General features: G+C 54.3%; 11 protein-coding genes. All 11 read right to left on the minus strand.

The genetic code is table 11. The features are described from left to right. Positions 1 to 7: 7 nt before the first annotated feature. The 11 genes from AC0YOA_RS02995 to AC0YOA_RS03045 all read right to left on the minus strand — a co-directional run bounded on the left by AC0YOA_RS02995 (position 8) and on the right by AC0YOA_RS03045 (position 14,287). Positions 8 to 2,185 (minus strand): Sip1-related alpha-galactosidase, encoded by a 2,178-nt coding sequence (locus tag AC0YOA_RS02995; protein ID WP_475785336.1) that lies wholly within the window; start codon positions 2,183 to 2,185, stop codon positions 8 to 10. 262 nt (positions 2,186 to 2,447) lie between these two features. After that, positions 2,448 to 3,239 (minus strand): DeoR/GlpR family DNA-binding transcription regulator, encoded by a 792-nt coding sequence (locus AC0YOA_RS03000; RefSeq protein ID WP_475785337.1) that lies wholly within the window; start codon positions 3,237 to 3,239, stop codon positions 2,448 to 2,450. Positions 3,240 to 3,319: 80 nt separating this feature from the next. Further along, the gene (locus tag AC0YOA_RS03005) at positions 3,320 to 4,615 is read right to left on the minus strand and encodes a four-carbon acid sugar kinase family protein (RefSeq protein WP_475785338.1); all 1,296 of its coding nucleotides are present in this window, start codon (positions 4,613 to 4,615) and stop codon (positions 3,320 to 3,322) included. Further along, complete coding sequence (locus tag AC0YOA_RS03010; protein WP_475785339.1) at positions 4,615 to 5,274, minus strand: class II aldolase/adducin family protein; 660 nt, start codon at positions 5,272 to 5,274, stop codon at positions 4,615 to 4,617. Before AC0YOA_RS03010 ends, AC0YOA_RS03005 begins: the two co-directional genes overlap by 1 nt. A gap of 63 nt (positions 5,275 to 5,337) precedes the next feature. Beyond that, positions 5,338 to 7,776, minus strand: a complete 2,439-nt coding sequence (locus tag AC0YOA_RS03015; protein WP_475785340.1) for an alpha-mannosidase — start codon at positions 7,774 to 7,776, stop codon at positions 5,338 to 5,340. Between the two features lie 55 nt (positions 7,777 to 7,831). Further along, positions 7,832 to 8,764 (minus strand): class II fructose-bisphosphate aldolase, encoded by a 933-nt coding sequence (locus AC0YOA_RS03020; RefSeq protein ID WP_475785341.1) that lies wholly within the window; start codon positions 8,762 to 8,764, stop codon positions 7,832 to 7,834. Next, complete coding sequence (locus tag AC0YOA_RS03025) at positions 8,742 to 10,322, minus strand: FGGY-family carbohydrate kinase (protein ID WP_475785342.1); 1,581 nt, start codon at positions 10,320 to 10,322, stop codon at positions 8,742 to 8,744. Before AC0YOA_RS03025 ends, AC0YOA_RS03020 begins: the two co-directional genes overlap by 23 nt. Then, the gene (locus AC0YOA_RS03030; protein ID WP_475785343.1) at positions 10,319 to 10,981 is read right to left on the minus strand and encodes an aspartate/glutamate racemase family protein; all 663 of its coding nucleotides are present in this window, start codon (positions 10,979 to 10,981) and stop codon (positions 10,319 to 10,321) included. The genes AC0YOA_RS03025 and AC0YOA_RS03030 overlap by 4 nt, the downstream gene beginning before the upstream one ends. A gap of 78 nt (positions 10,982 to 11,059) precedes the next feature. Further along, positions 11,060 to 11,938: a carbohydrate ABC transporter permease gene (locus tag AC0YOA_RS03035; protein ID WP_210043953.1), complete on the minus strand. Its 879-nt coding sequence runs from the start codon at positions 11,936 to 11,938 to the stop codon at positions 11,060 to 11,062. Further along, positions 11,935 to 12,876: a carbohydrate ABC transporter permease gene (locus AC0YOA_RS03040; RefSeq protein WP_475785344.1), complete on the minus strand. Its 942-nt coding sequence runs from the start codon at positions 12,874 to 12,876 to the stop codon at positions 11,935 to 11,937. The genes AC0YOA_RS03035 and AC0YOA_RS03040 overlap by 4 nt, the downstream gene beginning before the upstream one ends. 76 nt (positions 12,877 to 12,952) lie before the next feature. Next, positions 12,953 to 14,287 (minus strand): ABC transporter substrate-binding protein, encoded by a 1,335-nt coding sequence (locus tag AC0YOA_RS03045; RefSeq protein ID WP_475785345.1) that lies wholly within the window; start codon positions 14,285 to 14,287, stop codon positions 12,953 to 12,955. Positions 14,288 to 14,400: the final 113 nt, after the last annotated feature.

Genomic DNA, 14,400 nt, shown 5'->3' on the forward strand with positions numbered 1-14,400 from the left:
GCACACTTCACCTTCCATGCATAATTTCTACCGTGACTTTCCCCGTAGCCTCTCCGGCAATGACTTCATACAAGAAATCGCCGACCTTCGCGAATGGCTGCGGGCTTCCTTGAACGTAAACCTCCACCGGAGGCTTCCCGGCGGCAAAAACAAAGACACCGCCCTCCCGCAGCGCAATTCCCGTTGACTTCCCGTCCGAGAATACATCCGTAACGGCATGAGACGATATATACTTCCCGGCTAACCCGATCGGGATGATTCCGCCGCCCGTTTCTGCATCGTCATCACCATGCCGGACTGAAATAATCGTATAAAGGGCGTACTCTTCTGACTTCAGCACGAAAGAATGCCGTTCACCGCGCGTAAGGAACAAGCATTCACGGGAAAAATGCTCATACAGGGCAAAACGCTCCCCTTCAAGCCCCGGAACATCCTGCGGTCCGACCGTTCCTTCGACCGGGCTGCCGTATTTGCCGATATGAAAGGCTGCGACTATCCCTGCCCCGCCTGCTGTGTTCCACAGCTTGAGCGGTACGTGTTGAACGGTCGGATCAAGAAACAAACAATCCCCCGTCGGGCTGGGCGTCCGGTCGCAGCGAATGATTTGACCATCCTGGTAGATCAGCGGCCACAGTCTGGAAGGATCGGTATTGCCCGGGGCATCGCTGAAATACACGGGACCCCCGCTGATGGAACGAAGAACCGCATTCTGGATATCATCATGATTTTTCGTCCAGTACATGTCCCAGTCGCCCCAGTAGAACTCCCCGTGATAATATGAGTTATAAGCGTTTTGCAGCGCATGCTCGGCGTAGCCGTAACGCTCCTGGGGAACAAAATCATCGCTGTTCCGCGATACGGCGGATTTGGTTCTATGCCATACATTCTCGGCCGCCATACCCATGCAGTTAATCATCGTATGGTCAAAATGCAGCGCAACGGATGCCTCAAGCGCCGTATGGGCAGCTGATGCCGCTTCGCCGATAGAATGCTGGCCTCTCCAAAAATTCGTAACTGCGCTCTGGCTGTCCACTTTCACGAAATCAACGCCTTGACGCTCCAGAAAAGAATGCCAGCCATGCCAGAAACCAAAGCCTTGTCCGCCGTCCGGCGACGGCAGAAGATCACCCCGGACATTCGCCCGCAAATATTCGGCATATTGTCCGGCCAGTTCGCTTGCAGGATCGATTCCTCCCCAATAGCCGGCAATCGTGTGCCAGACGCCTACCCATCGGATGCCGAAACGATCCTTTAAGTCATCTACCGCAGCGCCCAGACCCCGGGGAAATTTCACGGGATCAGCTTCAAAAGCTGATAATTTGCCATCGTGAACGGAGGACCAGCCATCATCAATCATCACCCAATTGACCGGCAGCCCGAACCTGCGGAACTCCTCCGCTTTGGTCAATAATCCTTCTACATTCACTTGATGGTAAAAGGCGTCCCAGCTGCACCACCCGAGATAATCGAGAATTTCGGGGTATTTTTTTTGCTCCCGCGGCAGAACCTGGCCGTCCAATTGCTTGGCTGCTGCCTTGACATGGTCCTCGATGATCCGGTAAGGGTCCGTTCCGCTCCCCATGACAAAACAGAGCGTATCATTTCTCGTCCTGCCGGATTGATGAGAGGAGAGGCGAAAAAGCAGGCTGTCTCCCTCACCGCCGCACAGCTCTGTTCGGATGACCGGTCCGCAAACCGGGAGAATATGAATATAATCCGGGAGTGACGAACGCCAGAGCAGAGATTGCGTCCGGGCGGGAAGAGTGGACATGCGGGTATCGAAGTGGGGCCTTGTCCACCAATCCTTATGCTGATAATTGGCCATCAACCCGTCAGCCTGCCGGATCGGCCCTGTCTGAATGACGATCCCGTAATCGGCGGCAAAACAGCTCTGCTTGCCGAAGGCATTCGCGTTTCTGATCTCCCCGTTTACCCAGCATAGCGCAAAGCGCCCGTAACTGCGGAATTTAAGCTCCACTCCGATTGTTTGCTCCTCATCCTGAAACAGATGGAGAAATTCCTGGTAAGCACCATGCTGGTCTTTCCCTTCGCTTCTTGTCACTCCGGCTTTCGCAAGCTCCTGCGGCTGTGGGTCTGAATCCAGTCTAACCTGTATACGAAAATCTCCAATAACCACTCTCTCTTCGCTGACTTCAACCAGACCTGCTTCTTTGAAATGGAACATGCCGAGCCCTCCTTCAAAAATGGCTTAATCTTTTTTGGGAACGTTCCCAAATTGTAAGAAATAAAAAATCGCCACCCCTTCCCAAATGCCCGCCCCTATTGCTTTTCGGATTTCCGATCATTTCGTAATCGCCGAGCCGACAACCCGCGCTGTCCCTGCCTTCCGCGAATCGCATTCGTGGAGAATTGGGCTTAAGCGTTCGCTCCATTGTGGTCTTATTCCAGCGGGCAACCCTGGTGTGCGGCCAGGATCAGGACTTTCTTCAGTGGTCTTGTCCCACCGGAACAGCGATAACCTTGACGCCATGGGATTCAATCGCTTTAAGTATGGCCGGTTCCACCAGGTCGCTGGTTATGAGAATATCGACTTGGCTGAAGCTGCTGAAGGAAAGAAGGGCCTGACGGTTGAATTTGCTGTGATCGGCAACAATTACGACTTTCTGGGCGGTTTCGATCATTGCCCGCTTGATTTCCGCTTCATACAGGTCGGAGCTTGTAAATCCCTTCTTGAGTGAGATGCCGGATGTGCCAAGGAAGACATAATGGGCATTATATTTTTGCATTTCCGCTTCCGCCTGGGGACCGACAAGGCTCATCGATTTCTTAATGAGTTTGCCGCCAAGCAGGAAAATATCCGCTTCTTCCGAATTAGCGCATTCCTCCGCAATATTCACCCCATTGGTCACGATCGTCAATTGTTTCAGTTGCTTCATGTGGCGGGCAACGCACCATGTTGTGGAGCCGGAATCGAGAATAACGATCTGCTCATCCTCAACAAACGATGCGGCGGCGGCGCCAATCGCGTCCTTCTCCTCGAACAGTTCGAATTTCCGCTGCTGCACCGGAGGAATTTGATTGAAGGCCACCTGCAAATCGTCCGAGAGTATCGCGCCGCCGTAATTCTTGACGATGAGGCCTTCCTGCTCCAGTTGATTCAAATCACGCCGGATCGTTTCCTCGGATACATTGAATTCACGCACAAGATCGGCCACCTTGACGCTTCTTTCTTTTATGAGCAGCTCTTTGATTCGGTTGCGCCTCTCGACGACGATCATTGTCATTCCCCCTTGCGATTGAATCGGACCTGCCGGTTTAGTGACAGACAGTATCCTTGTCCGGCTGGTAATTTACCCCATTATAACCGATCCTGTCGGCTCTTCATATGTTCAATTGCCTTTTCAAAAAAATCAGGTCCGCCGAAGCTGCCGGATTTGAGCACGAGCATGAGCGGGCGTTTCCGTGACAATGACAGGCTTGATGGGAGGCCCGGCTCGATTTCCCGGTATATCCGCATTCCGCTTATACCCAGGCGCGAGCATATGGCTGCCGATGTATCACCTCCGGCAGCAATGATGCGGTTCTGCCCCGTGCCTCGCAGCACCCGGTCGGCGATTTCGGCTATCGTCCCGGATACAAGCCTGGATACCTGCGTATTGGACATTCCGAAGTCCGCGGCAAGCCGCTTGGCTTGTGCTACCTTGCCCGGCCGGTTCTCCGAATACAGCAGGACATCTTCTCCGGAAAGAATCGTCCGCTCAATTGCATCCGACAAGCGTCCGGTTTCTTCCGGGCGTCCGCCTTCCTCAAGCAGCTGCTCCGGGTCCAGGCGGAATGCCGGCCTTCCTGAGCTCAGGTAGGCTTCAACCTGTGCCGCTGTTTGCGGTGTCAGGCTGCCTGCAGCAATCAGAATGCCAAGGTCCGGCCGGTAAGGAACCTGCAGCGAATCCGCTCCGCCGCTCTCGCGTTCTTTCATCAACAAGGCCAGTTCCTCCGCTATTGCGGAAGCGCCGCAAATAATGCGTTCATCCCTGATAGCTTCCGCAATTACAGCAAGCATGGATTGACTTGCAACATCGAGAATAACATAGCCTCCTGCAGCCCGGCGCCTGCCGATTTCTTCCCGAAGCGCTTCTGCTCCTTGCCCGATTACCTCAAAATCAATCAGGCTCACCCTTCGCTTCGTCTGACTCTGCAGGATGCTGACCAGATCCGATTCCAGCATTGGGTGAACGGGATCATGCCGAAAATGGGATTCTTCCAGCTTCATACCGTTGACATAATGGATGCCTCCCAATGTGGTGCGTCCATTCTTGGGGAAGCCAAGCACGACCACCGCAAAATCCGCTTCCAGCTCATCGAGCATCGCATCGAATTCCGCGCCGATATTGCCCCGGAACACGGAGCATGTTTTATTGAAATAGGCGGTGCAGCCAAGTTCCCGAAGCTGAGCTGTGGCAAGCTTCACTTTAGCATAAGCGGCATCAAGGTCATCAAAACGGGAATCCGTATCGAGAATGTACACGTCCGCTTCGGCTTCGGGCTGCAGCCCGGCTGCGTCATAGGCGTAGACATCTGCCCGGAAACCTGACTTGGCGAACATGATGCCGACGTCGCCGGCACCTGTTATATCGTCTGCCACAATACCGATCATCAGGGCCACTCCCTTACCGGCTTGTAACCGGAGTTTGCAATAAAATCCTGTACCGTTTCCGCGGCAAGCGGTTGTAACTGGATTCCCGCACTGCGGGCCGTGATAGCCATACGGCATGCCATCTCCAAAGTATGAAGCGACATCCTCGCTTCCCTGACACTTGTATCGTATACAAGAACGCCGTGGTTTTCCAGCAGCAGAACATTCGCTTTGGAGGCCTGCTCCCGCACCGCCTCACCAAGCTCTCTGGAGCCGGGATGACAATAGCGCACACGTGCGGTCCGCTCCAAATAATACATCGTCTCGACGAACAGATCACCGGGAGGATCAACATACGCGCATGCTATCAATGTGCTGTTGAAGGGCGATGCATGCAGGACGGCATTGATCTCCGGCCTCGTCTGGTAGACAGCCTCATGCATCGGCATTTCTTTGGACGGTTTTTTGCCCATGGGATCGACGGGCTTGCCTCCCAGATCGACCTCTACCAGATCGTCATCCGCAAGCTCGCCCAGGTACGTTCCGCTGGCGGAGATCAGGTAACGGTCGGGAGCGGTTCTGACGCTGATATTGCCGGCATTGCCCCAGGCCAGCTCATAATTCATCAGATAGCGTCCGACTTCCTGCAGCTCCTTTACTCCGTCTGCTTTCGCAATCATATACATTCCTCCCAATCAATCGCATCTAAGTCCGGACAGCTGCTCCTGTTATGTCTTCGACCCTTACCATTCGATCAGGTTGGTCTCCGTGACCGGCTGGCCCGCATCCTTCGGAATACGGAATGTCTTGATTTCGCATGGGCCGAAATCCGCTTCAATGGTCCGATTCCATTTCGGCAGCGAAATGACAGCCCTTGTGCCCGTTCTGGTCGTTTCATACGCGCGGACAATGAGATCGTCGTTATCCTCGGACTTCTTCACAACGCTGACCAGCACATTATCCTTGTCGACCGACAGGAACGAATCCTTTTGCGGCAGATCGCCTTGATGATACGTTTCGATCACCGTGACCGGACGCTGGTTCAGCTCCGCGGCGCGCTTGACGGTTCCTGCCGTTTCCCAATTGCCTTCATGCGGGAGAATCGAATAATGCACGGTCTGAATGCCCTGGTCGATAAACGAATAATGTCCCGTCGCCGATGGAACAAGCGGATCGTGATGGGCATATATCGGGCTGCGCAGCATCGTAATCGCCATCTCTTTGTTATGAATGCTGTAGCTGTATTTGGAATCATTCATGAGGCTGACGCCGTACAGCTTGTTGTTCTCTCTCGCAATGCCCGAGTAGTCAATCCACGTTTGACCCGGCTCCTCCTCGCCATTGTGCTCCCGCTCGATAAAGCTGTACGGCTGCTCATACGTCTGGCGGGTAAAGATGAGGTTGACCGGGAATACAAGCTTGAGCATCTTGAACTGCTCGCGCCAATCAATCGTCGCCTTCACGTCAATCTGGTCAAGCTCCCTGTACATCGTGAAGTCCTGCACCAGATGGGAGCTGCCGTACCTGCTCTTGACGCGGATCACGGATTTGACCGGTCCATGCTCTACGAGCTGAACGCTGGCGGCGCCAAACGCACCGACTGCATTGTTGAAATGGAACACGTTATGACTCCATGTATCCGTCTTGTCCTCGATGACGACGGGCCTGGCCGCTGCTCCCCGGAACACTTCAACCCCGCTGCGCTTGTCGCGGAGAGAGACGATGTACCCGGTTGCCGGGTCGAATTCGAGCCGGAAACGGTCATTCTCCATCGAATAATCATTCGCCTTAATCGGCGCTGCCGCTGCCCTCGAAGCTGACGGATTTGTTGTGAATTTATAGACCCGGTAACCAAGCGGCGGAAGCTGCGCGATAAAGCTCAGGCGGAAGCGCCCGTTGCTGGTGGCTGCCGGTTGAACCTTCTGGAACGCAACCGGATGTCCCTCGTCATCCACGAGCACATGCTCGTCCTTGAAGCTGCCGACTTCAACTTCAACATTAACGCGGCTCTCCCAGGCATGAGGATTAAAGACGACGACCGGCTTCATGTTCTCCTCGTCCTCGATATTGATATTCCAGGACAGCGATTGAACGGCATAATTCAAGCCTCGTGCAGCAATAGCAAGAGATTCGCCATATTCGTTGCGCGCATCGTCGTATGCCGATTCGATGCTCGTCCCTGCCAGAATATCGTGGAACTGGTTGAACAGGATGTTTTTCCAGGCGCGGTCAAAATTTTTCGGATAAGGCTGGCCAGTCGTCCAGGCGGCGATCGAGGACAGCTTCTCCGCTGTCACCATCAGATTCTCCGCTCTCCGGTTCCATTGCTTCACCCCGGAATGGGCGGCATAACAGCCGCTTGCATGATGCTGCAGGTCGTCGTGGACGACAGGAAAGGGCAGATTCAGCTTCTCCATATCTTCGAAGAAATCATTAGGCGAGCTGAATACAAGCTCCAGACCGTCGTCTTCCTTCTGCAGCCGCTTGATGCTGTCGATGTTTTCCCTTGTCGGGCCGCCGCCGTGGTTGCCGACTCCGTAGAAGCTCATCAGCTGGTCGAACGGGGCCTTGAGCTCGCTCTCGCAGCGCCGGAGGTGGTTCTCCAGATCCTTCCCCCAGGAGCAGTATTCGAACAGGATGCGGAAGGCCAGCACAGACGAACCGTCATCCGCTTCCCATTTGAACAACCGGCCGGGCAGCCCCTTCTCATTGGGCATAGGGCGCATCATCACATAATAATCCATGCCGCTCTTCTTGAGGATTTGCGGCATCATGCCGAAATGGCCGAAGCTGTCCACATTGTATCCGACTTTGGCGGTAACGCCGAACTTCTCCTTGAAATACCGCTGGCCGTACAAGCCCTGCCGGACGAATGATTCGCCGCCGGGAATATTGCAATCCGGCTGAACCCACCAGCCGCCGACAATAACCCAGCGCCCTTCGGCGACACGGCCTTGAATCTCCCGGAACATGGCCGGATCGTTCTCTTCCACCCATTCGTAATTTTGTGCGGAGCTGGATGTGAAGATGAAATCGTCATACTCCTTCATCCGGTCAAGCGCCGAACGGAACGTCGCTTTCGTTTCCTGGAACCCCTCCTGCCATGGCCAGAGCCAGACAGGGTCCAAGTGGGCGTTGCCGATCATATACAGCTTCTTCTCATTCTGTTTCATGCGGTTCATTCACACTCCTGGAAGGAAATATAGGGATAAAGCCTGCACATAACTGCCGGATCATTTATTGCTGGTTTGTCTGATAGTCGAACGATTCCGCTTTTCCGGCGCAGCCAAGAAAATTCATCATTTTATCCGTAACGGCTGCTTCGACCGCTGCGCGACCTTTTTCCAGATCCTCAGGCGAGAGGCTCCTGCACGCCTCATTCGTCATGCGCTCTTCGCGCCCCAGCGCGCCTAGGAACGCAAGCTCCAGGTCCGTCGCAATATTCACCTTGCTGACGCCGCCGCCGGGAAGGGTAATCGCCTTATTCATCATCTCTGCCGGCACTCCCGATCCGCCGTGCAGCACAAGATGAACCGGGGTCAGCTTGCGGATCGCCTGCAGCCGATTGTAGTCGATGCTCGGCTGCTTCACCATATAGACGCCATGAGCAGTGCCGCATGAGACCGCAAGAGCGTCAACCTTGGTCTCATTGACGAACCGCAGCGCTTCCTGGGGGTCCGTGTACAGTTCCTCGTCATGATCCGTCTCGACAAAATCGGTCGTTCCGATCATCCCGAGCTCCGCCTCGACGGAAACTCCGTTTCGGTGAGCGTACTCTGCCGCTTCCCTGGAGTCGGAGATATTGCCCTCCAGCGATTTCTCCGATGCATCGATCATGACCGATGTGAAGCCTGCGGCAATCGCGTCTTGTATGACTGCCATATCCTTCGTATGATCAAGATGAAGCACAACGGGAACGGTAATCTGCTCGGATTCGATACAGGCATAAAATTCATCTGCGAACTCTTTGGGCGTGATGCTGTAGCGCACCAGCTCCTTGCTCGAAATTTGAACAATAAGCGGCGACTGTGTTTTTTGGCCTGCCCGCAGGACGGCTGCAATCATCGGGGTATACCGGGGCGAGAATGAACCCAGTGCGTAGCCCCCCTTCTCTGCCTGTTCCATCCCTTGTTTCAGCACAATAACATTAATTGGTTTCTCTCTCTTCATCTTTCTCCAGCTCCTTCGTCAATTGTCTATATATATCCCTCAGCGGCTGCTGAATGGCTAGATATCCATGTTCAAAAATCCGGCAGTACGCCTCGCGGCGCCTATTGTCCGGCTTATATACCCGTGCCGGCCGGCCGTTCACTGCGCAGCAGACGGCATCCGCAGCGTCCCGGTAGATACCGGCGCCGATGGCGGCCGTCAAAGCCGCGCCCAGCAGCGTCGCTTCATCCAGATCGGGCACATCGATGCGGCACCCGGATATATCCGCTTTAATGCGCATCCATGCCTCGTTGCGGGTGCCCCCGCCAACAGCGACAATACGTCCGCCGGCTGTGCCCGAAGCACCCGCCGCCGCTCTGCGGATCGCTTCCATCTGGAATGCCGCGCCTTCCAGCACAGCCTTCAGCAGATGAGGCTGACCGTGGTCTGCGGTTAATCCGATGAAAGCGCCGCGGGCATTCGCGTCCGGCATCGGCGCACCGCAGCCGGACAAGTATGGGAAATACATAATATTCGTCGGTCCATCCGGCGCCTTATCCACCAGACGGATAACGTCCTTATAAGAAAGCGGGGCTTGTTCTCCCAGAATGCCTCTCATCCATTCAATGGACCCGCCCGAAGCGGAAATGCCGCCCATCCAAAAGGACAAGCCGGGCACGATGTGAAGTCCGTAGGAAAGACCCGAAGCAAAATCCTCCTTCGTCAGAGGCCGGTCCGTCACCATGCCGACAAGCGTCTCCGCTGTCCCGATGGAATCGTAGGTATCGCCTTCGTTCACAGCGCCGACAGCGATCGACGCCGCAGCATGATCATGGCCGGCGACCGCCACCGGTACGCCGCCCGGAAGGCCAGCTTGTGTAGCGCCCGGCCCGTTTGTGCGCCCTATCGCGGTTCCAGCCGGAAGCGGCTGCGGAAAAAGCGACGGGCTCATGCCAAAGTGTCTGATCCAGTCCTCATCCCAGCATTTGCTCCGAATATCGAAGGCAAATGTGCGTCCGGCAAGCGAATAATCCGTCGCCATTACGCCTGTCAGCCGGTACGCGATATAATCTGCGGCTGACAGCCATACCGAATGTTGAAGAACTGCCGATTGGTTCCGGCGCAGCCACAGCAGCTTGGCCAGACCATACTTGAAGCTGGACGTCAGACCGGTTGACTGGAACCGGGCGAAGGCATCGTCCTCTGAGGCGATATCCTCCGCTTCCTTCGCAGAGCGGCGGTCGAACCAGGGGATGAACATGGTTTTCGGCTCACCCGTGCCGGCTTCCACCAGTATGCCGCTTTCCGCCATGCTGGCGATGCCGATCGCTGCAATCGACAGTTCGTTATTGAGCCCTCGCCCCCCGTTGCCGCTTCGCCCTCCATCAAAAGCTCCGGCGACCTCGCGTATGCAAGCGGCAATCGTCTGCCACAGCTCCTGTGGATCAAAGAACGGCATGCCATTCCGGTCGCGGCCGGTAATCGTTGGCCTGCCTGCGATCCGAATAACGGATCCGTCCTCGCGGAACAGGCCCGCCTTGCAGTTGGTGGTGCCTATATCGATGCCGAGCAGGCTCATTTCCCGTCTCCGGCCAGCAGCTTCTTCACGCTCTCCATGCCGGACCGGGGGCTTGACAGAAACTTGCTCCGCGCAGCATCCGGCAGCTTAGCCACAACCCGCGCCATTGAAGCCTGGGCCAGCACAACGACATCGGTCCGGCCAGCGAGATCCATGAGCGTCTTCGCCAGCTCTTCGTCATGCCCCTCGTGGTCTCCCTGCATGAGCTTCCCGTATGCCCGATCGGCGAGCCCCGGAACCAGCTCCACCTCTTTGCCAGCCTGCGCCGCTTTCTCTCTGATCAGCTGCATCGTCGGACCGAGCGTGGTCTGCAGCGTGGCCGCCACTCCGATCCGGTCTCGCCGTACAGCCTCACTGGCCATCGCCTCATCGATCCGGAGGACCGGCACACTCATTCGGGAGTCAGCCCGATCGGCCAGCTGACCTACAGACGAGCAGGCACTCAGAATGACGTCGGCCCCGGCCTGCTCAGCGAACTGCGCGTAATGCATCCAGCGGTATTCAACCGCCGAGAGATCCCCGCCATTGCCGGCAAGCTGCGGCAGAATCGAATCATCCACGAAATTGAAGATTTCAATTTCACCGATCACCTGACGGGCCAGCTCCTTGAGCGGCTCCACTGTCACGGGCGTCGTATGAATAATGGCAAGCTTTTTCACATCAACAGCTCCTATCCTGTATCCCGCCAGATTGCTATGCGATGTCCGGCAGAAATTTCTTTTTTGCAAGAAGCTTTGCTAGCCCTTGGTACCGGACGATATATTCATCCCTTCAATGAAATAACGCTGGAAGAAAAAGAATAACGCGATCACCGGCAGCATGACCATGAGCGAGCCCGCCATCAGATAATGCCACTGCGTCGTTTCTTGCCCTTTGAACGATTGCAGGCCGATTTGCAGATTGAACATCGATTCCTGGTTAATGTAAATGAGCGGTCCGAGGAAATCGTTCCACGCGCCCTGGAAAGTCATAATTGCAATAACGACAACCGCCGGTTTGGCGAGCGGTATCATAATTTTCCACCAGATATAATAATGGTTTGCACCGTCGATCTTGGCAGCCTCGATCAATTCATTCGGTATCGACATAAAGAATTGGCGGATCAGGAATATCTGATAAGCCGCCCCGAAAAAACCGGGAACCGTCAGCGGCAGATAGGTCCCGACCCAATGAAACTTGGAAAACATGATATATTGCGGAATCAGGGTTACGAAGCTTGGAATCATCATGGTTCCCAGCATGACCGAGAACAACCAGCCCCGCCCGGGGAACTTGATCTTCGCAAAGCCATAGGCGATAAACGTGTTGGACAAAACATGCGATATAACGCCGACAGCGGCCAAAAACAGGGTATTGAGCGTATAACGGGCAAAATTGCCTTTGCTCCAAGCGAGCTCGTAATTCTCCCAATGAATCACCTTCGGAAGCCAGGTCGGCGGGAACGACATAATCTCGGTCAGCGATTTAAGCGAGGTCGAGATCATCCACCATAGAGGCAGGAGAATGATGATGGAGAAACCGATCAGTACGAGCAGCAGAATGGTCCTCCCTATTCTTTGCTTAGTCCTACGGCTTTGAAAGTAACGGGTATCGGGAGCAGCGGTTCTGACGCTCATCGGTTATCCCCCCCTTCGTAATGAACCCAATATTTCGACAGCAGCATATTGATAATCGTCATTACGATCACCACCACAAACAGGAACCAGGCCATTGCCATCGCATAGCCCATGTCATACACCTTGAAGGCCTTCAGGAACATATGCAGGTTGAAGAATAACAGCGAGTTCACGGGAGATCCCGGAGCGTTCATATCATTGGACATCACATAACCTTCCTGGAAAATCTGAAAAGCTCCGATCAGGTGGGTGATGAGCTCAAATAAAAGCACGGGCGTAATCATGGGAACTGTAATATGCCAGAAGCGCCGGATCGTACCCGCACCGTCGATCTCGGATGCTTCGTACAGCTGCTCGGGCACATTTTGGAGACTGGCCAGATAGAGCAGCATCCCGCCGCCGACGCTCCACAGCTTCATGAGAATAATCGCCGGCTTCGTCCAGACCGGATCCACCAGCCAGGCAGGGCCGTCCACGCCGAACCAGCCGATCATGACGTTAATCAGACCTGTCCCCGGGGTCAGAAGCATTTGCCACAGGATATATAAAGCGACGCCAGAGAGGATGGAAGGCAAATAAAAGACCGTCCGGAATACCTTCATGCCGGGAATCTTCTGATTCAGCATAACGGCCAGCAAAAGCGAGCCAAGCGTGGTAAGCGGCACACTGATGACGACATAATATAAGGTGTTGTACAGCGACTTCCAGAACAAGGGATCATGGAAGAACATATTGGTGTAATTTTGAGTTCCGATCCATTCCTGCCGCGAGGTGATATCATAATTGGTAAAGCTCGCATAAAGCGAGAAAATCAGCGGACCGGCCGTGAACACCAGAAAACCGATGATCCACGGAGATACAAATATAAAGCCCTGTCTTGCTTCCTTGCGCTGCTGCAAGCCCATTCTATTCTTATTGGCGGCTGAGGCCATGGTCATTCCCCTTTCTGCCTGAGTCGGGAGGCAATGAATGAGGAGAGCGATTGTTTGGCAACCACTCCCCTCAAGAGTATGGCTATTGATTTTGTTCCAACAGATTTTCAACGTCCTTCTGAGCTTTGTCCAGCGCTTCCTGCGGAGGCACCTGGCCCAGAATGGCCGCATCCCGATTCGGATTGATAAGGTTCAGGAAGTCTGGCGCATTGACCGGCGTCGGAAATATTTTGGTGACTTCCATATTGTCGACAGCCGCTTTATAGACCGGATTCTTCATCAGCTCCGGATCGTTAGCCGCTTCCTTGTTCGCTACACTGTCAAAGTTCTTTTCCGCCCAATAGGTTTGAGCCGATTTATCAGTGAGATACTTCATGAACTCCCATGCTTCGTCCGGGTGCTTCGCGCCCTTCGGAATTTCCACGACGAAGCCCCCGCCGACGCTGTAATGCCCGGAGCCGTCCTCCACCTCAGGGATCGGAGCAACCCCATAGTTCAGGTTCTGGCCGTAATCGCGGATCTGCGTATAGAACGTCGTGGCCTCTGGCCAAATCGATACCTGACCGGCGATAAAAGGATTCGCCTGCTTGCTGCCGAATGACGCTTTGAAATTATCCAGGTTCTTCTGTCCGATCCGCTTGGCGTTATCCAGCACATAATTCATCGCATCCAGATGCGCCTTGTCATTGATGACCGGCTTGCCGTCCTGATCAAACCAGTTGATGCCTTTGTCAAAATTCATCGCGATACTGCCCCAATCGAAGCCTCCATACTGCGGCGAGAAACCTATCCGGGTGTATTTGTCGCCATCCTTCTTATCGAGCTTCTTCGCTGCTTCTTCAAGCTCGGCCCATGTATTCGGGAACTTCTCCGGATCAAGGCCCGCTTCCTTGAATTGGTCCTTATTGTAGAACATCATTCTCGTGTCAGTCGTAAAAGGAAGTGCGTAAGCTTCGTCTTTATAAATAACGGTATCCCATAATTGCGGGAAGAAGCGGTCTTTAATATCGTCTTTCTTCAAATATTCGCTCAAATTCGTATTCTGGTTCTTATCCGCGCGCTGGCTTGTGGCGTTGATGTCATTCACAATCACATCCGGCGGATTCCCCGCGGCCACGGCTGCCAGCTCTTTGGTCCAAATGTCGCCAAACGGATAATAAGTATGTTTGACTGTGATGCGGTCCTGCGATTTGTTGAAATCGTCAATAATTTTCTCGATGATTGGCTTGCGCGTCTCTGATCCCCAAAATGTCCAGAAGTCGATTGTGACCTTGTCCTTCGAAGATCCGGTTGAATCCGCAGAGGTGTTGGTGTTGCCTGTGCCGGTATTGCTTGTGTTGCTGCCGCACGCCGACAAGAATATACTGGCGCCGAGCATGGTCGCGAGAAGAACAAACATTGATTTTTTCAGCTTCATTTACAGCTTCCTCCCCTTTTTCCAAGCCATCCGGCAACAATATTGACGGATTATGACGCTTTAATTCGCTCATATTGTTGTTTTACGTGGCTTTAGAATTAAGATAACCAATT

Source organism: Paenibacillus sp. JT22N12 (genome assembly GCF_056269365.1).